Origin of the sequence: Aeromonas sp. MR16, from assembly GCF_022549315.1 — a bacterium.
Lineage (GTDB): Bacteria > Pseudomonadota > Gammaproteobacteria > Enterobacterales > Aeromonadaceae > Aeromonas > Aeromonas aquatica.
Genome location: NZ_JAKZFK010000012.1, coordinates 36,308 through 55,592, shown reverse-complemented (window position 1 = coordinate 55,592; position 19,285 = coordinate 36,308). Strand labels below are relative to the sequence as shown.

Annotated in this window: 15 protein-coding genes and 1 riboswitch; of the genes, 11 read left to right on the top strand and 4 right to left on the bottom strand. The window is 63.9% G+C overall.

Features of this window, described 5'->3' with window-relative positions; translation table 11 throughout:
• The first annotated feature begins 2 nt into the window (after positions 1-2).
• The 3 genes from MM194_RS11045 to secF all read left to right on the top strand — a co-directional run bounded on the left by MM194_RS11045 (position 3) and on the right by secF (position 3,430).
• A complete protein-coding gene (locus MM194_RS11045; protein WP_241343601.1) occupies positions 3-470 on the top strand; it encodes a hypothetical protein in 468 nt (155 codons plus the stop codon).
• 148 nt (positions 471-618) lie between these two features.
• A complete protein-coding gene (gene secD, locus MM194_RS11040) occupies positions 619-2,421 on the top strand; it encodes a protein translocase subunit SecD (protein WP_241343600.1) in 1,803 nt (600 codons plus the stop codon).
• Between the two features lie 91 nt (positions 2,422-2,512).
• Positions 2,513-3,430 carry a protein translocase subunit SecF gene (secF, locus tag MM194_RS11035; protein ID WP_241343599.1) on the top strand — a complete coding sequence of 306 codons (918 nt, stop codon included), beginning with the start codon at positions 2,513-2,515 and terminating at the stop codon, positions 3,428-3,430.
• Positions 3,431-3,515: 85 nt separating this feature from the next.
• Here the strand turns inward: secF and MM194_RS11030 are convergent, their stop codons facing one another.
• The gene (locus tag MM194_RS11030) at positions 3,516-4,118 is read right to left on the bottom strand and encodes a DUF924 family protein (RefSeq protein ID WP_241343598.1); all 603 of its coding nucleotides are present in this window, start codon (positions 4,116-4,118) and stop codon (positions 3,516-3,518) included.
• Positions 4,119-4,308: 190 nt separating this feature from the next.
• On the opposite strand from MM194_RS11030, the gene MM194_RS11025 reads away from it, so the two are divergent.
• The 6 genes from MM194_RS11025 (at position 4,309) to MM194_RS11000 (ending at position 11,237) form a co-directional block, all read left to right on the top strand.
• Positions 4,309-5,226 (top strand): DUF808 domain-containing protein, encoded by a 918-nt coding sequence (locus MM194_RS11025; protein ID WP_241343597.1) that lies wholly within the window; start codon positions 4,309-4,311, stop codon positions 5,224-5,226.
• A gap of 199 nt (positions 5,227-5,425) precedes the next feature.
• Positions 5,426-7,228, top strand: a complete 1,803-nt coding sequence (locus MM194_RS11020) for a M3 family oligoendopeptidase (RefSeq protein ID WP_241343596.1) — start codon at positions 5,426-5,428, stop codon at positions 7,226-7,228.
• Positions 7,229-7,459: 231 nt separating this feature from the next.
• Complete coding sequence (gene ycfP / locus MM194_RS11015) at positions 7,460-7,999, top strand: alpha/beta hydrolase YcfP (protein ID WP_033129817.1); 540 nt, start codon at positions 7,460-7,462, stop codon at positions 7,997-7,999.
• A gap of 74 nt (positions 8,000-8,073) precedes the next feature.
• Positions 8,074-9,366 carry an NAD(P)/FAD-dependent oxidoreductase gene (locus MM194_RS11010; RefSeq protein WP_241343595.1) on the top strand — a complete coding sequence of 431 codons (1,293 nt, stop codon included), beginning with the start codon at positions 8,074-8,076 and terminating at the stop codon, positions 9,364-9,366.
• A 182-nt stretch (positions 9,367-9,548) separates the two neighbouring features.
• Entirely contained in the window at positions 9,549-9,866 is a 318-nt protein-coding gene (locus MM194_RS11005) for a heavy metal-binding domain-containing protein (protein WP_033129819.1), read from the top strand.
• Between the two features lie 360 nt (positions 9,867-10,226).
• A complete protein-coding gene (locus tag MM194_RS11000) occupies positions 10,227-11,237 on the top strand; it encodes a S66 peptidase family protein (protein ID WP_241343594.1) in 1,011 nt (336 codons plus the stop codon).
• A gap of 129 nt (positions 11,238-11,366) precedes the next feature.
• Here MM194_RS11000 and MM194_RS10995 read toward each other — a convergent pair whose 3' ends face one another.
• Positions 11,367-13,643: an LTA synthase family protein gene (locus MM194_RS10995; protein WP_033129821.1), complete on the bottom strand. Its 2,277-nt coding sequence runs from the start codon at positions 13,641-13,643 to the stop codon at positions 11,367-11,369.
• A gap of 253 nt (positions 13,644-13,896) precedes the next feature.
• Here MM194_RS10995 and MM194_RS10990 point away from each other — a divergent pair, with 253 nt between their 5' ends.
• Positions 13,897-15,009 carry a hypothetical protein gene (locus MM194_RS10990; protein WP_241343593.1) on the top strand — a complete coding sequence of 371 codons (1,113 nt, stop codon included), beginning with the start codon at positions 13,897-13,899 and terminating at the stop codon, positions 15,007-15,009.
• Between the two features lie 83 nt (positions 15,010-15,092).
• On the opposite strand, the gene lysC is transcribed toward MM194_RS10990, so the two are convergent.
• Both lysC and argA read right to left on the bottom strand, forming a co-directional pair.
• Positions 15,093-16,445 (bottom strand): lysine-sensitive aspartokinase 3, encoded by a 1,353-nt coding sequence (gene lysC / locus MM194_RS10985; protein ID WP_241343592.1) that lies wholly within the window; start codon positions 16,443-16,445, stop codon positions 15,093-15,095.
• 85 nt (positions 16,446-16,530) lie between these two features.
• A riboswitch (Lysine riboswitch) is annotated at positions 16,531-16,752 on the bottom strand.
• A 133-nt stretch (positions 16,753-16,885) separates the two neighbouring features.
• The gene (gene argA / locus MM194_RS10980) at positions 16,886-18,214 is read right to left on the bottom strand and encodes an amino-acid N-acetyltransferase (protein WP_033129824.1); all 1,329 of its coding nucleotides are present in this window, start codon (positions 18,212-18,214) and stop codon (positions 16,886-16,888) included.
• A 272-nt stretch (positions 18,215-18,486) separates the two neighbouring features.
• On the opposite strand from argA, the gene msrA reads away from it, so the two are divergent.
• Positions 18,487-19,119, top strand: coding sequence for a peptide-methionine (S)-S-oxide reductase MsrA (msrA, locus tag MM194_RS10975; RefSeq protein ID WP_033129825.1), 633 nt, complete (start codon positions 18,487-18,489; stop codon positions 19,117-19,119).
• Positions 19,120-19,285 lie beyond the last annotated feature (166 nt).

Sequence of the window (19,285 nt, the reverse complement as noted above, 5' to 3'; positions counted from 1 at the left end):
CTATGGTAGTTTGCCCTTTCTATTATTCGGGAATTAACTTTTTGAGCCTGCTGGACAAAGTGAAACTGGCGGCGATGACCCTGCTCATCACCCTCGCACTCTTGTTCTCTACCCTGTCGGTGGAGGGGCTCAAGGCATCTGGCAATCAGCCCGCATCCGAGCAGGCTCTGGTGGTCCACGACGCCAGCAGCGGCGATGACGGCGTGGTCAAATTTGTCGGCTCCCACCAGAATCATCTGCTGCGCCTCGAGCACTCACTGCGCAGCGACAATGCCCCCAATAAGGTCGTCTACGAGCTGGTGCAGAGCTGGTCCCAGCAGGCCATCCTGTTGCTGCTGTGCGGCATGCTGCTCTACGCCGCCCTGTTCTACCCCGGAAACAGCTTTGGCGATCACTTCGCCAGCATCCATAGCCGGCGCTTGCAGCGCCGACACCTGCAGTACCGCTTCTCCCAGAGTTTCCTCGCCTGACTCCGATGGGGTCAGACTGCCAACTGTTGCCTCATCCTCTCTCGTTAGCTGTTCACTTTTTGTGAACGCTTAGGCTGTCTCGTTTCATTTTTTTGCGCGCTGCGAACGACGTGTTCGCCGCCGCCTTCGCCTGACAGAGGCTTTTGCCATGAGAAATAAGAGTCGTACCATCTTGAACCGCATGAGTGTGTGGCAGTACGCCCTGCTGCTGCTCATGCTGGTGACCTTCGCGTTTTATTCCCTGCCCACCTTCTTCGGTGAGCAGCCGTCCCTCGGCCTGCACGGTCAGCGCAGCCTGACCGAGGCGCAGCGCACCCTGTTTGCCGACCATCAGATCAGCCTGCTCAAAGAGGTGCAACAGCCGGAGCGGGTCGAGCTGGTGTTCGACAGTCAGGCTGATCAGCAGCGTGCCAAGCAACTGCTGGAGCTGCAGGGCTTCGAGAGCGCGGCCCTGACCCTGGAGTTCTACTCCAATGCCCCGACCTGGATAAGCCAGCTCGGCGCCGCCCCCATCAAGCTCGGGCTGGACCTGCGCGGCGGCTCCCAGTTGCTGATCGGGGTCGATCTCAGTTTCGTGATCGACAACCAGACCAAGAACCTGGTGGACACCCTGCGCACCCAGTTCCGCGAGGCGCGCCTGCGGGGCGCCAACGTGGCCCGGGTCGCCGAAGGGGAGGTACGCATCGTCCTGCCCGAGGCGGCCGACGAGACCCCCTGGCTCAACATCATCCGGGATGCCGCCGGTACCCGTCAGGATCAGTGGACCCAGAAGCGCAGCGGCAACGAGCTGCGGCTGGTGATGAGCGAGGCCGAGCGCACCCTGCTTGCCAACAGCGCCGTGACCCAGAACCTGTCGATCCTGAAGAAACGGATCAACGAGCTCGGCATCGTCGAGGCCTCGGTCCAGCGCCAGGGTCAGGACGGCATCCGCATCGAGCTGCCGGGGGTGCACAACCCCAAGCAGGCGAAAGAGGTGATAGGTGCCACCGCGTCCCTGGCCTTCTACCAGGCCAAGCCGGACAGCAACTTCGTCATGGCGGATCGCAACGGCCAGTCGGTGGGCATGGTGCGCAAGCCGGTGCTGACCGGCGAGCACATCGTCGATGCCCGGGCGGGCATGGGGGAGATGGGTCAGCCCCAGGTGAGCATAGTGCTCGACAGCCTGGGGGGCAGCAAGATGAACCAGTTCAGCCGCCAGCACGTGGGCAACGCCATGGCCACCGTCTTCACCGAGTACAAGACCAATGCCCAGGGCAAGCTGCGCGCCCAGAGCGAGGTGATCAACGTCGCCACCATACAGACCGCGCTTGGTAACCAGTTCCGCATCACCGGCCTCGCCAGCGTGCCCGAGGCCCAGGAGCTCGCCATGTTGCTGCGGGCCGGCGCCCTCACCGCGCCGCTGAAGATCCTGGAAGAGCGCAGCATAGGCCCGACCCTGGGCTTGCAGAATATCGAGGCGGGCTTCACCGCCCTGGCGTTCGGTATGGCCGGCATGATGCTGTTCATGATGGCCTGGTACCGCAAGTTCGGCTGGGTCGCCATCACCGCGCTCATCGGCAACCTGCTGATGCAGGTGGGCATGCTGGCGGTGCTGCCGGGGGCCGTGCTGACCCTGCCGGGGATCGCCGGGCTGGTGCTCACCGTCGGCATGGCGGTGGATACCCATGTGCTCATCTTCGAGCGGATCAAGGACAGGCTGCGGGAGGGGGGGAGTCTGGCCAATGCCATCGATTTTGGCTACCGCTCCGCGTTCAGCACCATCTTCGATGCCAACATCACCACCCTGATCTGCGCCGTGGTGCTCTACTCCATCGGCTCCGGCCCGCTGCAGGGCTTCTCCATCACCCTGATCCTGGGGCTCATCTCCAGCATGGTGACCGGCATCTGGGGCACGCGCGCCATCATCAACCCCCTGTGGGGCAAGAGCAGCGCCAAGCTGCTGAGGGTATGACCATGACCAGAACATGGTGTCATCACGCCGCGCACCGCGCCGATTGCCTCCCGCAGGAGATCCTGCGTCACCTGTTGCCGAGGGTAGAACAATGCTGAGAATGATCGTTTCCATGGGCCTGACCCGCTGGCGTTACATTGGTTTGTGGATTTCCGTGCTGCTGACCGTCGCCAGCATCGCCGTGCTGGCCATCAACGGGCTGTCGCTCGGTCTCGACTTCACCGGCGGCATCCTGCTGGAGTTTCGCATCCAGACCCTGAAGGAGGCCCATGAGCTCAACGCCCTGCTCAGTGCCCCCCTTGCCGGGGCGGTGGAGCTGAGTGGCGCCGGCGTACCCGGCGAGTGGCTGATCAAACTGCCCCCCCACGAGCTGCCCTGGCCGGCCGAAGAGCTGGCGGTGATGCTCGGCCAGCAGCTCAACCTGCCGGTGGAGCTGCTGCGCACCACTATAGTCGGGCCCCAGGTGGGCGCCGAGCTGTTCCAGCAGGGGATGCTGGCGGTGCTGGTGGCCTCCCTGGCCATCTCCGTCTACCTGGCGGTACGCTTCGAGTGGCGCCAGGCCATCGGCATTCTGGTGTCGGTGCTGCACGACGGCCTGGTGGCGCTTGGGCTGCTGGCGCTGTTCAACATCGAGTTCGATCTCAACGTGATCGCGGGCCTGATGGCGGTGATCGGGTATTCATTGAACGACAGCATCGTCATCTCGGACCGGCTGCGGGACTTGCTGAGCTCGCGCACCAAGATGGGGATCCACGAGTGCTCCGACGTGGCGATCAAGGCCACCTTCAGCCGCACCATGATCACCTCGGGCACCACCCTGTTCACCGTGGGCGCCCTGCTGCTGTTCGGTGGTGAGGCGCTCTACGGCTTCTCCTTCACCCTGTTCGCCGGCATCCTGGTGGGGACGTTATCTTCCATCACGGTCGCCTCCACGGTGCAGGAGCTGCTGGGTCTCTCACCCCAGGCCTATCAGAAGAAAGAGGAAGAGACCCTGGCCGAGGCGGCCTGACGCCTCTTTAATATCGCAATGAGATGTCACAATGAAAAACGGGCCAGCTGGCCCGTTTTTTTATCTCTGCGGTTTGAGGTGGGGCCTAGAAGCCCGAGCCGGGTTGCAGCAAGAAGGCCGCCTCCTCCGGCGTGTCGGTGCGGCTCAGGATGGCGTTGCGATGGGGGAAGCGGCCGAAGCGCTCGACGATCACCTGATGGCGGCGGGCGTAGTCGGCGAAGCCCGCGAAGGTGACCCCGGCGGGGCTGCCCTCCTGCTCGGCCGCCAGCCCCTCGAACAGCGCCACACTCCTGGCCTGCTGCTCGCGGGATTCCCCATGCTCCAGCGGCAGATAGAAGAAGACCCGTGCCAGCGGGGAGAGGGACTTGTCTGCCCCGAGTGACAGCCCCTTGAGGCAGAGATCGCGCGCCTTGGCGTCCTGGGCGAAGGCGGCCGGCGTGCCGCGATGGATGTTGCGCGGCAGTTGGTCCAGCAGCAGGATCAGCGCGAGGCGCCCGGTGGGCACTTCGGCCCAGGCGTCCAGCTTGCCGGCGGCCGCCGCCTCGGCCAGCTCGCCGAAGCGGGTGTCGAGCAGGGCGTCGGTCTCGTCACTTTTCCCCCACCAGAGCGGGGCCTGTCGTGCGGCGCGGGGGGCGTCATCGGCGTCGTCGCCAAACCAGAAATCGAGCAGAGGTTGCCAGGGTTGCATGGGAATTCCTTTGGCCAGGGGCTGGAGGGAACAACAAGGTCAATTGACCCTGCTATGGGTGCTGCCGAAACGGCGGCTTCTCGTTACACTGTGCCATCATTTGCCCGCAATGCGGAACCCCTGATGCGCAAGGTCGTCGCCAGGCCATCTGCCCGAGGGGCTCTCACCACTGATATGAGGAATGCTTGATATGGCCGGAACCAGTCTGTTGGCCCTGCTCGATGATATTGCCAGCGTGCTTGATGACGTGGCGCTGATGACCAAGACGGCGGCCAAGAAGACCGCCGGGGTGCTGGGGGACGATCTAGCCCTCAACGCTGAGCAGGTCTCCGGGGTGCGCGCCGAGCGGGAGCTGCCGGTGGTGTGGGCGGTGGCCAAGGGGTCCTTTCGCAACAAGCTGATCCTGGTGCCGGCCGCCATCGCCATCAGTGTGCTGGTGCCCTGGCTCATCACCCCCCTGCTGATGCTGGGGGGCGCCTACCTCTGCTTCGAGGGGGCGGAGAAGCTGGCCCACAAGTTTCTGCCCCACGGCGACGAAGCGTCGGGGCAGGGGGCGGAGCCCGTGCCGGACGATCTGCTGGCCTATGAGCAGCAGAAGATCAAGGGGGCCATTCGCACCGACTTCATCCTCTCCGCCGAGATCATCGTCATCGCGCTTGGCACCGTACAGGGCACCAGTCTCTCCCTGCAGATCTCGGTGGTGGCGGGCATCGCCCTGCTGATGACGGTGGGGGTCTATGGCCTGGTGGGGCTCATCGTCAAGCTGGACGATATCGGCCTGCACCTGCTGAAGAAGCCGGACGCCGGCGTCCTGCGCCGCCTGCTGGGGCGCGGCCTGCTGGTGACGGCCCCCCGCCTGATGCACCTGCTGGCGCTGGTCGGCACCATCGCCATGTTCATGGTCGGTGGCGGCATTCTGGTCCATGGCTGGCCCTTCCTGCATCACCTTATTGAAGAGGTTGCTGCCAGCCTTGCCCCCCTGGCTGGCGTGGGCGCCGTGCTGGCCGCCGTGACGCCGACCCTGCTCAACGCGGTGGCGGGCGTGGTGGCGGGCCTGCTGTTGGTGCTGGCCATGACCCTGGTGAGCAAGCTCAAGCCCGCCAAGTAGCGGCGGCCCGCCGACAGGGGTCGTCGTTGCTCCTCGCCGGATCTGTCTGTTGAGCCGCATGGGGGCTAGGCAAGCGCCGGCCCCCTTCGTACTATCCTGCGGGTATCGAGGCGCAGCCATCCCCTGATACCCCTTATCCGTGGCCCCGGCGCCACCCCCCATTTCATCCGGGCCAGGCCCTTCTGATAACGAGCGTTCGATGCAACAACCTCTCTACCCACAGCAGTGGCAAAATCAGCATATCTATCCCTCCCTCGACAGCGCCATGCTGGAGGCGGACATGAGCCTGGCCCGCGCCAGCCTCGAGGAGCTGACCGGCTTCATCAATGGGCTAGGGGCGGTGCGCGAACAGGCCGATGCCCTGCAGGATTTCCTGCGCGAGGTGCGCCTGCGCGCCCAGCGCATCCGCAACATCGGCTGGAACATCGCCGTGCTGGCGGCCTCGCAGGGCAGTCAGGATGCCCGGGATCCGCTGGCCAAGCAGCTGGCCTCCCGTGCCCGCGCCCTCAATGCGGACCTGTTCAAGGCCCTGGCGCCGGTGGAGGATCTGATGCTGGGGCTGCCTGAATCCGAATTCGAGCGGCTGATGCAGGATCCGCTGCTGGGGGAGGAGGATTACCGCCTGCGCCACGAGCGCCGGCTGCAGGATCAGCGCCTGCCGGTGGAGGCCGAGCAGCTGGTGATCGGCCTCGGTACCGATGGCCTGCACGCCTGGGGCAACCTCTACAACGATCTGGTGGGCAAGATCCGCCTGCAGATCGATGGGCGGGAGAGGGGGCTGGCCGAGGCGAGCAACCTGCTCTCCAGTCCGGAGAGAGCCCTGCGCCGGGAGGCCTTCGATGCCATCAGCGCCGGCTGGGAAGGGGAGCAGGAGACGGTGGCCGCCATCCTCAATGCCCTCAACGGCTGGCGCCTGGAGCTGGCCCGCCAGCGTGGCAAGGTGCGCCGCCTCGATGCGCTGGATCTCTCCTGCCACCAGAGCCACATCGAGCGCGCCACCCTGGACACCATGATGGCCGAGACCTATCGGGCCCGGGGCCTGGGCCAGCGCGCCCTGGCACTGATGGCCGGCAAGCTCGGCATCGACGAGCTGGGGCCGGAGGACCTGTTCGCGCCGCCCCCGGCCTCGGTCAGCCGGACCATAGCGTTCGAGGAGGCCATCGACATCATCGCCGCGGCCTTCACCCGCTTCGATCCCGAGATGGGGGAGTTCGCCCGCATGATGGCCGAGCGCGGCTGGATAGACGCGGCGCCGACCCCGAACCGGCGCACCGGTGCCTACTGCACCAAGTTTGCCGAGCCGGTGGAGCCGCGGGTCTTCATCACCTATGCCGGCACCATGGACAACGTCATCACCCTCGCCCACGAGCTGGGCCACGCCTGGCACAACTGGCTGATCCGCGATCTGCCCATGAGCCAGCGCGGCTACCCCATGACCCTGGCGGAGACCGCCTCCATCTTCGCCGAGACCCTGGTGCGCAGCGCCCTGTTCGAACAGGCCCAGAACCCGGAGCAGCGCCAGGCCATCGCCTGGGCCGAGGCGGACGGCGCCGCTACCTTCCTGGTTAACATCCCGGCCCGCTTCGAGTTCGAGCTGGCGCTGGTGGCCGAGCGCGAGCAGGGCTATGTCCCGGCGGCGCGGCTCAAGAGCCTGACGGATGAGGCCTGGGGCCGCTGGTACGAAGGGAGCCTGGCGCGCTATCACCCCATGTTCTGGGCCGCCAAGGCGCACTTTTCCATCGCCGGCTTCGGCTTCTACAACTACCCCTACCTGTTTGGCTACCTGTTCAGCCTCGGGGTCTACCACCAGCTGATGAGCCGCCAGGCGCAGGGGGAGGCGAACGTGGCCCAGGCGTACCGCGCCCTGTTGCGCGACACCGGCCGCATGAGCGCCGAGGATCTGGTGGCCAAGCACCTGGGGCAGGACATCCGTGAGGCGGCCTTCTGGCAGGGCAGCCTGGCGCTGGTGGCCGCGGCGGTGGATCGCTTCGAGCAGGTCTAAGAGAACGCCAGTCCCGCGACAGGATGGCGGGACTGGCGTTGCTTGCGGCGGCGAGGTTTTTCATCTCTTAGCGACGAATCTGTGTCATATCTGCCCAAAACGGCAAGGGAAAAGGATTTTCTGGTACCTGGGGGCGTGATCCAAAGCAAGAAAGTGGGATGTTTTGGTGGCGCGTGGGCCCGCCGCTGGAGTAGGTTCGAGGGAACCGTCACAGTTTCTGAGGTCTTATCCATGATCATCTATCTGCATGGCTTCGATGCCACCAGCCCCGGCAACCATGAAAAAGTGCTGCAGTTGCAGTTTATCGATGATGATGTGCGTTTCGTACACTACAGCACGGTTCACCCCCGCCATGACATGAGCCACCTGCTCAAGGAAGTGAAGAAGCAGCTCGACATGAGCACGGATCCCAAGCCGCTGATCTGCGGCGTGGGGCTCGGCGGCTACTGGAGCGAGCGGATCGGCTTCCTGTGTGGCATCAAGCAGGTGATCTTCAATCCCAATCTCGACCCGGCGATCAACATGCAGGGGCGGATAGACAGGCCGGAAGAGTACGACGACATCGGCACCAAGTGTGTAACCGAGTTTCGTAATAAAAATTCAGGGAACTGCCTGTGCATCCTTTCCGTCCAGGATGAAATCCGCGATAATCGTGAGACTGAACGTGAGCTGAAAAATTATTACGACATCGTGTGGGACGATCGCGAGACCCATAAATTCAAGAACATCTCGCATCACCTGCAGCGGATGAAGGCCTTCAAGGAAGCCTGAGCCATCACGTCGACCGTTTTCGTTTCAGGGAGCCGGTGGCTCCCTTTCGTTTTGAGGAACCAAGGGAAATTATCATGATGAATATTGTCGTTGTCGGTGGTGGCGCCGGCGGTCTGGAGCTGGCGACCAGCCTGGGCCGCAAGCTTGGCAAGAAGAACAAGGCCAAGGTCACCCTGGTGGATCGCAACCGTACCCACCTGTGGAAACCCCTGCTGCACGAAGTGGCCACCGGCTCCATGGATGCGGGCATCGATGCCCTGAGCTACCAGTCCCATGCCAAGAACCACGGCTTCGACTTCCAGCTGGGCAGCCTGACCGACATCAAGCGCGACGAGAAACGCATCGTGCTGGCGCCGATCCACGACGACAACGGCGAGCTGGTGGTGCATGAGCGGGAAGTGGCCTACGACGTGCTGGTGATGGCCATCGGCTCCGTCTCCAACGACTTCAACACCAAGGGCATCAAGGATCACTGCATCTTCCTGGACAGCCCGTCCCAGGCGCACCGCTTCTACAACAGCATGATGAACCGCTTCCTGCAGTTCGCCACCGAGTATCAGCCGGGTGACAAGGTGAAGATCGCCATCGTCGGCGGCGGCGCCACCGGGGTCGAGCTCTCCGCCGAGCTCTACAACGCGGTGGAGCAGCTCTATGCCTACGGCTTCAAGAACCTCACCACCGACAGCCTCAAGGTGACACTGGTGGAAGCGGGTCCCCGCATCCTGCCGGCGTTGCCGGAGCGCATCAGCGGCGCCGCTCACCAGGAGCTGGTCAAGCTCGGGGTGGACGTGCGTACCGCCACCATGATCACCGAAGCCACCAGCGAGGGGCTGCACACCAAGGATGGGGAGCTTATCGAAGCGGACCTGATGGTGTGGGCCGCCGGCATCAAGGCGCCGGACTTCATGAAGGAAATTGCGGGGCTCGAGACCAACCGCATCAACCAGCTGGTGGTGAAAGAGACACTGCAGACCACCCGTGACGAGAACATCTTCGTCATCGGCGACTGCGCCGCCTGCCCGCAGCCGGATGGCAAGTTCGTGCCGCCCCGCGCCCAGTCAGCCCACCAGATGGCGAGCCAGGCGTTCAAGAACATCCTGGCCAAGATGAACGGTGGCGAGCTCAAGCCCTACCTCTATCACGATCACGGCTCCCTGGTCTCCCTGAGCCGCTTCTCCACCGTGGGCAGCCTGATGGGCAACCTGATGCGTGGCTCCATGATGGTGGAAGGCTACCTCGCGCGCATGGTCTACATCTCCCTCTACCGGATGCACCAGGTCGCCCTGCACGGCTACATCAAGACCGGCCTCATCATGCTGGTGGGCCGCATCAACCGGGTGCTGCGCCCGAGCATGAAGCTGCACTAAGCCGGCGTCTGATAGCCAGGTGACAGAAGGAGAGGCCTAGCCTCTCCTTTTTTATGGCCGCGATCTGGAGCCCGAGAGGCGCCGAGAGGCCTTATCGAGCGACTGGCTATTAGCGGTGGGGGTATGTTGCCGGCCGCGGCTTTGGGGTAGTCTGGAACCCATTATCTCAGCTGGAGTTTATGATGATCCTCTCAACGACCCCCACCCTGGAAGGCAAGGCCATTCGTGAATACCGCGGCATAGTGGTGGGCGAAGCCATCCTCGGCGCCAACATCTTCAAGGATCTGTTCGCCGGCATCCGCGACATCATAGGTGGCCGCTCCGGTGCCTACGAGAAAGAGCTGGCCCGGGCCCGCGAGATCGCCTTCGATGAGCTCAAAGAGCGCGCGCAGGCACTGGGTGCCAACGCCGTGGTCGGCATCGACATCGACTACGAGGTGGTGGGGCAAAATGGCAGCATGCTGATGGTCAGCATCAGCGGCACCGCCGTGGTGATCTGACCGCCTCGCCGCCAGCAAGCGGCAAAGCGCAGTCCCGAAAGCCGATCCCAGGATCGGCTTTTTCATGACGTTGGATTCTGGACCGCGCGATGAGGGGCTTGGACATCGACGGCCGAGCCTCAAGAAGAGGGCCCCACGGCTCTCCCGGGGCCTGGGGAGGCGCTTATCCACCGCTCCCGCACCGATTTTCTGTTCATTTCCAATGAACAAGTGCCATTCATCGTTCTATTTTTCTAAACAAAAATTAGCATCATCGGCCCTGTCTGGCCCCTTGTTGGGGCGCCAGCGGATGGCTTAGGATGAGACTCGACATCGGGCCCTCAGGCTCGGTAGCAAGGTGTTAGCACAGGGGCCTTATCCATGACGCTGCTCAAGCCCGCCGGGCTCAAACCCGGCGATACCATAGGTTTCTTCTCTCCCTCCAGCGCGGCCACCGCCTGGGCGCCGAACCGCTTCGCCCGCGCCAAGGCGTATCTGGCGGCGCAGGGCTTCGAACTCAAGGCGGGCAGCCTGACCGGTGAGCGGGATCACTGGCGCTCCGGCTCCATCGCGGGGCGGGCCGCCGAGCTCAATGCCCTCATCCGGGATCCAGATGTGCGTTGCATCATGTCGATCATCGGCGGCAGCAACTCCAACTCCCTGCTGCCCTATCTCGACTACGAGGCGCTTAGAAGAGACCCCAAGATCCTCATCGGCTACTCGGATGTGACCGCCTTGCTGCTCGGCATCCATGCCCAGACCGGCCTGGTAACCTTCTACGGTCCGGCGCTGGTGGCCTCCTTTGGCGAGTTGCCACCGCTGGTGGATCAGACTCTGGCCACTTTCACCGAGATCTGCCTCGCCGGGGAGCGAACCTTGCCCCATTGCGTGCCAACCCCGACGCAATGGACCGAGGAGCGGCTGGATTGGGAGCAGCAGACCCGCGCCAAGCTGTGCCAACGGAACCGGCTTGTCTCGGTGGGCAGCGGCCGGGTGCGGGGCAGGCTGATCGGCGGCAACCTCAACACCCTGGCGGGGATCTGGGGCTCCCCCTATATGCCGGCGATCGAAACGGGGGACATTCTGTTGCTGGAAGATAGCCTCATGTCGGCGGAGACGGTGGAGCGCTCCTTCGCCCACCTCAAGCTGTGCGGGGTATTCGAGCGCGTCGGTGGCCTCATTCTCGGCAAGCACGAGCTGTTCAATGATCAGGGCAGCGGCAAGCGGCCGCTCGACATCCTGCTGGAGGTGGTGGGGGAGCCCGGCTTCCCCATACTGGCGGAGTTCGACTGCGCCCACACTCACCCCATGCTGACGGTGCCGCTCGGCATCGAAGCCGAGCTGGATCTGGATGCCCAGCGCCTGAGCCTGTGCGAGCCCTGGTGGCGCTAACGAGGACTTGCCAGAAACAAAAAGAGGCCGCGAATGCGGCCTCTTTGCTTTCACCCCGGGCATGATCAGGGCAGGGCATCGGCCCTGAAGGTGTTGCGAGGATCTGCGGACCTCGTCTCTCAATCGAACTCAGGGCAATGCATCGGCTCGGAAACTGGCCCGGATCTGCGGCACCAGGGGCGAGGGATCGAAGCCTTTCTCCTCTCCCAGCACCGGGTGGAGCAGGGCCAGATCCGGGATGGGGGCGAGATCCCCGGCCAGCAGCGCTCGGGTGGCCTGACCCATCTGGTAGAGCTGGCGCACCGGAGCGAACTGGCGCTCGAGGTCGATCCCGCCATCGTTGCGGGTGAAGGCCATCATGGGGATCTGGTAGGCGGCATCGCGGGGCGGCTTGGCGCCGTGAATGTCCTTGCCCGCCGACATCAGGAAGGGCTGGTGATCGCCGAAGGCCACCACCAGGTAGCGTTTATCGGAGGCATCGAGGCTCCTGAGCAGCCGCTCCAGGGAGGCCATGGCATCCACCACCCCGGTGTAGTAGGTGTTGAGCAACTGCCGGTCGGCCTCACTCTGATCCGGGCAGGCCTTGTCCATCTGCTGGGCCTGATAGCGATCCCCGTCGAAGGGGCCGTGGCCCTGCATGGTGACCGCGTAGGCAAAGAGCGGCTGGCTGTCTTGCTCGCTGCGCTTGAGCAGGTGAGAGATCAGGGCATCGTCCGAGATGTAGAGCCCCTTGTGCTCGAGGCTGGTGAAGCGGGTATCGAACCAGCGCTCCTCATACCCCAGCGCCGGTATGGCCTTGGCACGGCCCCAGAACTTCTCCACATAGGGGTGAGCGAACAGGGTCTTGTAGCCGCTCTGCTTCGCGCTGTTCGCGAGCCCCGGTACCTTGTCCGACAGGTAGTAGTAGGGCACCACCCCCTGCTTGAGCAGGCCCACCGGCAGGCCGGTGTTCATCTCGAACTCCGCCAGCACCGTCATGCCGCCGGTGGTGGGGGAGTGGATGGTCTTTTGCCAATGCTGCACCCCGACGGGCAGGTTCAGGGTGGGAGCGGGGGCGCAGATCTTGCCTTGCCAGTCGAGCCAGAGCGACTCGTATTGCAGCACGATCACCAGATCGAAACGGGGAGACGGGCGCTGGGCCGACTGGACGGGATCTCGGTGGCCGAGCTCAGGGGTGCGCTCGTTGATCTGCAAGGGATAGCGGAAGACGTTGCCGCTTTGCAGCATCTCGTCCACCAGGCTGAACAGGTAGAGGCCGGGGCCGGAACGGATGATGTCGCGGTGATAATTCACCGCCCTGTCCACATAGCGCACGTTGGCCCCCAGCAGCTTGTTGCCGGTCTGGGTGGCGAACACGCAGAGCGCGAAGAAGGCGGCGGTGGCGGCGGCAGTGCGCAGTACCCAGCGGGACAGGGCGAAGCGCCAGCACACAAACAGCAGCCCCAGCACGGCGAGCACCGGCAACACCGGGTGCTGATCGAGCAGTATATGTACCAGCGCCAGCAGGTTGCCGAGATCGTCGCCCCCAAGGGGCACCCCGTAGATGGCGATCTTCATGAAGTTGGCGAGCAGGCCTATGCCGGACAGGGCAGTGAATACCAGCCCCATGTAGAGGTTGAAGCCCGCCAGGGCGCACAGGCTCCAGCCTAGCACCATGCTGCCCCAGGCCAGGTAATAGTGCTCGGTACGAAAATCGGACCAGAGCAGAAACTCCCCCAGTTTGAACACCACGAAGCCGTGCAGCAGCACGAAGGTGAGGTTGCCGAGCAGCAGGCTGCCAAGGACCCGGGCGCCATAGCTCTGGCGCAGCCTGGGCATCAGTACCCTGAGCGCGGCGGCGCTCGCCAGCAGCACCAGCAGCAGGCTGACCATCAGATAGGTCAGATTGAAGCCGCGCTCCGGCAGGGTCTGCAGGATCTGGCTGTACTCGGCGCTCTCCGGTCTGTCTTTGAGCAGCAGGCCGATGCGCAGCTGGTAGCGGCTGTCCAGGGCATCATCCGGCGCCCTGAGCGTGCTGTTGAGATCCAGGGTGCAGCGCTCCTTGCGGCATTTTTGCCGCTTCTCCACCGCCTGGCTCAGCTGATCGATGCGAACGCCCTTGTCGTTGAGCAGCTCGACCCGCACCTTGTCCCCCGCCTGCAATGGCTTGAGCAGCTGCCACTGGCTGCGCACCACCAGATAGAGACCACGACTGTCACTCTTGTAGAGCAGACTGTGACGCTTGAGGGTGGCGAGCGGCTGATCGGCGGGCCCCAGGATCAGCGGCTCTGCACGCCCGAGCCAGCTGCCGGGGTTGAGCACCGGCAGGGCCAGGGTCAGCAGCAGCAGGGCGGCCAGCAGGCCAAACAGCAACCTGGCCAGAGGCGATGAGGGGGGAGAGCTGCGAGCCAAGAGGGGGGCATTCATAAAAAGCTCATCCTTGGAGCGGGTGGGATCGCGCGGGCGACTGTATCTATTTTGACCCGATGGTGCTGGGCTTGTTCCTCGATGTCAATTCAATGACGACGGGATGAATATTGTGTGACGGCCGCGACGTGCAAATTGTGATCCCGATCCTGCGGGCAGATTCATTCTGTGATGAAAGCGGCATCATGACGCTTTGCCGCTGGTCTGCCGCCACCTTGCTGCTTAGTCTCTCAATATGGACGGAGGTACATGTATGAATCCCAAGGTTGCGGCACGTCAGGCAAGGTTGCTCCAGATGCTGGAGAACAAAGAGGAGATCCGGATCGGGCGCGAGCGCGATTGCCCCCTGCCGCTTGCGCAATTGCTCAGGCTGGCCGAGGGGCACCCGGATGTGATCAAGGTCTATGGTCACGGGCTCACCGCCGAGGTGTTCCACCTCAAGGTGGAAGACCATCACTGGTGCCTGAAGCGGCGTCGGCAGGAGTCCCTGGTAGCCAATGTCGATGGCCAGACCGCCTTCCTCACCGAGCTGGAGCGGCGCCGTGAGATCGAGAGCCTGCGTGAACTGCACCCCACCATCCTCTCCAACGTGGTCTGTACCAGCTTCGGCTCGGCCCGGGCCGGGGTGCTGGTTTCCCCCTGGCTCAGAGGAGACCCGGTACACAGCCTCAATGAGCGCAACCTGGCGCAGATGCTGGCCATCGAGGCCGAGCTTGCCCACTGGGGCTGGTTTGACTGGGATCCGAGCCCGGGCAACCTGCTCGACGACGGTCAGCAGATCTCGGTGTTCGACTTTGGTTACATGTGGCCCTTCGATCCCCGCCACGAATTCAACTCCAACGGCCTGTCCGATCCGGAATTTCACGTGCCTGAGCGGCTGGAGACCCGCACCCTGTCCGGTCTCTGGCTGGATGAAGTCGATCCCATGCCACAGTTTCGCCACTGGCGCGAGCTGTGCCTGGCCTGGGCCAAATCCGAGCTGCAATACCTGAATCGGGAGGGGGCCAGCGCCGCCGTGCTGGCGCGGCTGCAAGGGCTGGTGGGAGAGTGGAGCGCGGCGCTGGCGAGCGGCGAGGCGCTCGCCGCCAACTGGTGGCGCGACATGTATCGCAGCCATCGGCTCGACATCCTGGACGATCTCAGCGGCAAGAGCTGCGGCCCGCTCACCCTGCGTCGCCTCGACTGGCTGGAGATGGCGGTGGGGGAACACTTCCCCGCCCTGGTCGACAATCTGGGACCCGACGATGCCGGGCTCGGCCAGACCGGGCTCTTGCAAAAGCTCGCCGGCCTGCGCGAGCAGATCCGCGCCTACCAGTTGCCGCCATCCACCCGGGTCGCCTCGGGGGCGGGTCACGCCACCGCCTAGCCGGGCTTGCGGTGTCAAAATTTGCGGAGTCAAAAAAAGAGGGGCCAAGGCCCCTCTTTCTCATGACGGCTCGCCAGCCGTGGCTAGTCGAGCAACTCCTGATGGAGGCGGTTGACGATGTGACCAGCCTCGCCCTCTTTCACCAGGAAGCAGAGGTTGTGGGCGCTGGCGCCATAGCAGATCATGCGGATGTTGTGCTCGCGGATGGCATCGAACACCTGGCTGCCGACCCCGACGGCCTCGCTCATCCGGTTGCCGATGAGCGCCACCAGCGCGAAGCCGGTCTCCACTTCCACCTTGCACAGCTGGCCGAGCTCCGCCAGCACCTTGTCGCTGAGGATGGGCTCGCCGTTGCTCTGGCTGCCGGTGTGATCCAGGGTCAGCGACACGCTTACCTCGGAGGTGGTGATGAGATCCACCGAGATGCGGTGGCGGGCCAGGATGCCGAACACCTCGGCCAGGAAGCCGTAGGCGTGGAACATGTTGAGGCTGTGCAACGTCACCAGCACCTGCTGGCGGCGCAGGGCCACGGCCCGGAACAGCGGGTTGGTGCTGGTGCTGGCGCGGATCCAGGTGCCACCGGCGGCCGGATCCTTGGCGGAGCCGACGAACACCGGGATGTCCTGGCGCAGGGCCGGTTGCAGGGTGGCCGGGTGCAGCACCTTGGCGCCGAAGGTGGCCATCTCGGCCGCCTCCACAAAGCTGATTTCGGGGATGGGGCGGGCCCGGGTCACCAGCCGGGGATCCGTGGTGTAGATACCGGGCACGTCGGTCCAGATCTCGATGCTGGCCGCATCCAGCGCCTCGGCCAGCAGGGCCGCGCTGTAGTCGGAGCCACCGCGCCCCAGGGTGGTGGTGCGGCCATCGGCATCGGCGCCGATGAAACCCTGGGTGATGATGAGGCTGTCGCCGAGCACCGGGCCTATCTTGCTCTGACAGAGCGTGCGGGTGGCGGCCAAGTCAACGCTCGCCTTGCCAAAGCGGCTGTCGGTGCGCATCAGTTGGCGCACATCCTGCCAATGGGCCTTGATCCCGCGCTGGTGCAGGAGCTCGGTGAACAGGCGAGTGGACATCAGCTCGCCACAGGCGATGAGCCTGTCCGCCAGCTCCGCATCCGTGTGCTGGCTGGCCTGGCGGGCCATGGTGCGGATCTCGCCGAGCTGGGCGTGGATGAGGGCGCTGACCTCGCCTGGGTTGCCGAGGGCAGTCAGGATGGCCTGCTGGATCTCGGCCAGCTTGGCGAGCTGGGCGTCCTGGCCCGCCTCGTCGAGTTCACCCTGGGCCAGGCTCACCAACAGGTTGGTGACACCGGCGCTGGCGCTCAGCACCACCACCCGGGTCGCCGGATTGGCCAGCACCACGTCGGCGCAATGGTTCATGGCCGCGGCATCGGCGACACTGGTTCCGCCAAATTTGGCGACGTTGATCGGGCTCATTGCATACTCCAGTCTTAAGGTGAAAAGCCAGTTTTATCAGGCAAAAGAGAGGAGGAGGCTGAAATGGCAGGAAAGCGCGAGGATCCCGGCCAGAAGCACTCCACCCGCGGTGCCCATCCCACAAGAATCCAACTGGATACCTGTGGGATGCACACGACCGATGACAACCCGGGGGATTCAGCCCCCGCAGCCGACGTGGCGGTGTCCAGTGACCTGCCTCGTCTCGGCGCTGCTCCCCCTGACCCAAGCTCATCGGACTCTGGCGTCCTCCCTTGGGCTGCCTGGGCAGCGCTCCTCTTCTGGTGCCACCTTGGAAGGTGGCATGCATGTAGAAATACCCTGCACTGGATTGCACTGTCAACCGAGTTAATAAAAAAATCAACAATTGGTCAGAACCCGGCACAAGATCAATCAGTTACAAGCGAGGCTTGTACAAAGTGTTACAGGATAGTCCTGGACAGTACCTTGGAGCGGCGCTGCCAGTTGTAGAGCCGCTGCCGCTCGACCGGCAAGTCCTCCACCTCCAGTGGCTCGAAGCCCCGCTCCCGGAACCAGTGAATGGAGCGGGTGGTAAGCACGAACAAGCGGCGGATCCCGAGCCGTTTGGCCCGCTCGGCTACCTTGGCGACCAGCTGATCCCCCCGGTTGGAGTTGCGGTACTCGGGATGGATGGCGACGCAGGCCATCTCCGCCATCGCCTCCTCCATGAAGCAGTAGAGGGCGGCACAGCCGATGATGAGGCCGTCGCGCTCTATGATGGTGAACTTGTCGATCTCCATCTCCAGCTGCTCGCGGGAGCGACGCACCAGTATGCCTTCCTCCTCCAGAGGGCGGATGAGATCCAGGATGCCGCCGATGTCTTCGATGGTGGCGGCCCGCGCCCGCTCGGCGCTTTCGCGCACTATCTGGGTGCCGAGGCCATCGCGGCTGAACAGCTCCTGCAGCATGGCGCCGTCATCCTGGTAGCTCACCAGGTGGGAGCGGGGCACGCCACCGCGGCAGGAGGCGATGGCGGCGCGCAGGTAGCGGGCGGTGCCGGACATCTCCTCGCCAGCCTGCTCCAGCTCCACCAGGAGTTCTTCGGCCTGCTCGGGGAAAAGCTCGGAGATGGCCTCACCGTGGCTGTCCATGACCCCCTGGGTGCTGCTGAAACAGATGAGCTTGTCGGCTTTGAGATCCACCGCCACCCGCCGTGCCACCTCTTCCGAGCTCAGGTTGAAGCTCTCGCCGGTGACCGAGCAGCCGATGGGGGAGATGAGCACCAGCCCCTGCTGATCCAGCTGGCGGCCTATCCCCTCCACGTCGATGCGGCGCACCCGGCCGCTGTGGCAGTAGTCGATGCCATCTTCCACCCCGAGGGGCTGGGCGGTGACGAAGTTGCCGCTCACCACGCTGATGCGCGCCCCTTGCATGGGGGTGTTGGCCAGCCCCATGGAGAGCTGGGCAGTGATGTCGTACTGCAGGCCGCCACACACCTGTTTGATGAGGGCGAAGCTCTCGTCATCGGTGACTCTGATCCGCCTGTGGTATTGCGCCTCAATACCGGCGCGGGCCAGCGCTTCGTCATTTTGCGGGCGCGAGCCGAACACCAGCACCAGACGAATGCCGAGGGTCTGCAGCAGGGCGATGTCGCTGACGATGTTGGCAAAATTGGGGTGGCAGATGGCTTCCCCGCCCATCATCAGCACGAAGGTGGCCCCCCGATGCACGTTGACATAGGGGGTAGACTGCCGAAAGGCATAGACCAGGCTGGGTTCGCGTTCACGCACTTGAGATTTCTTCCATAAAAAACAGCAATTCGCTCAATATATGAAAATAAATTCACAAATCAAGACTAAATATTGGTTTCTCGGATTTGTTGCCTCCTTTTTATCCGGCCGGGGCGCCGAGGAGTCCTTGCGAAGGGGCCAAGTCCAGCGGGGATCGGCTTAACCCTCGTGTGGCCGCGCTCCCGGTTGATCCGCCCCGATAACCTGTTATCTTCGATATTCCTTTTCGTCAGTCGCGGCGATACGCGCGTTTTTATACAAGGACAGGGCAGATGGAGCAGATTATTTCACCGGCAGAGGCGCTGCCGGGTCGTCGGGAGGCGCTGGTGATAGGCCAGCAACATGCGGTGAATGGTCACCCGACCCAGGGCCCCTGGCCCGAGGGAATGGAGCTTGCCTGGTTTGGCATGGGCTGCTTCTGGGGCGTGGAGCGCCTGTTCTGGCAACAGCCCGGCGTCTATTCCACCGCCGCCGGCTATCAGGGTGGCCTGACCCCCAACCCCACCTACAAGGAGGTGTGCAGCGGCCTGACCGGTCATGCGGAGACGGTGCAGGTGGTGTTCGATCCCAAGGTCATCAGCTACGGGGATCTGCTCAAGCTGTTCTGGGAGCAGCACGATCCGGCCCAGGGCATGCGCCAGGGCGGTGACATCGGCACTCAGTACCGCTCGGTGATCTTCTATGGGGACGACAGCCAGGAGGCCATCGCCCAGCAGAGCCAGGCCGCCTACCAGCAGGCGATGATGGCGAGCGGTGACGCTCGCACCATCAGCACCCGCATCCTGCCGCTGGCGCCTTTCTATTACGCCGAGGATTACCATCAGCAATATCTGGAGAAGAACCCGGAAGGTTACTGCGGCCTGGGCGGGATCGGGGTCTGTCTGCCACCCAGCCTGAATCGCTGAGGGTGGCAAAAAAGAGCGTTGAATGACGCTCTTTTCATCAGATTGAAAAAAATCTTTAAAAAATCTGTCATGGCCGGGAACTTAACAGAACTTCGGTTGACTAACCCGGTAGCTACCATGGATGGTAGCCAAGACCAGACACATTTCTTGCCTCGATATTCATTCA

Coding starts and splice junctions, on each gene's coding strand:
- MM194_RS11045 (WP_241343601.1), top strand. CDS start 3: ATGGTAGTTTGCCCTTTCTATTATTCGGGAATTAACTTTTTGAGCCTG.
- secD (WP_241343600.1), top strand. CDS start 619: ATGAGAAATAAGAGTCGTACCATCTTGAACCGCATGAGTGTGTGGCAG.
- secF (WP_241343599.1), top strand. CDS start 2,513: ATGCTGAGAATGATCGTTTCCATGGGCCTGACCCGCTGGCGTTACATT.
- MM194_RS11030 (WP_241343598.1), bottom strand. CDS start 4,118: ATGCAACCCTGGCAACCTCTGCTCGATTTCTGGTTTGGCGACGACGCC.
- MM194_RS11025 (WP_241343597.1), top strand. CDS start 4,309: ATGGCCGGAACCAGTCTGTTGGCCCTGCTCGATGATATTGCCAGCGTG.
- MM194_RS11020 (WP_241343596.1), top strand. CDS start 5,426: ATGCAACAACCTCTCTACCCACAGCAGTGGCAAAATCAGCATATCTAT.
- ycfP (WP_033129817.1), top strand. CDS start 7,460: ATGATCATCTATCTGCATGGCTTCGATGCCACCAGCCCCGGCAACCAT.
- MM194_RS11010 (WP_241343595.1), top strand. CDS start 8,074: ATGATGAATATTGTCGTTGTCGGTGGTGGCGCCGGCGGTCTGGAGCTG.
- MM194_RS11005 (WP_033129819.1), top strand. CDS start 9,549: ATGATCCTCTCAACGACCCCCACCCTGGAAGGCAAGGCCATTCGTGAA.
- MM194_RS11000 (WP_241343594.1), top strand. CDS start 10,227: ATGACGCTGCTCAAGCCCGCCGGGCTCAAACCCGGCGATACCATAGGT.
- MM194_RS10995 (WP_033129821.1), bottom strand. CDS start 13,643: ATGAATGCCCCCCTCTTGGCTCGCAGCTCTCCCCCCTCATCGCCTCTG.
- MM194_RS10990 (WP_241343593.1), top strand. CDS start 13,897: ATGAATCCCAAGGTTGCGGCACGTCAGGCAAGGTTGCTCCAGATGCTG.
- lysC (WP_241343592.1), bottom strand. CDS start 16,445: ATGAGCCCGATCAACGTCGCCAAATTTGGCGGAACCAGTGTCGCCGAT.
- msrA (WP_033129825.1), top strand. CDS start 18,487: ATGGAGCAGATTATTTCACCGGCAGAGGCGCTGCCGGGTCGTCGGGAG.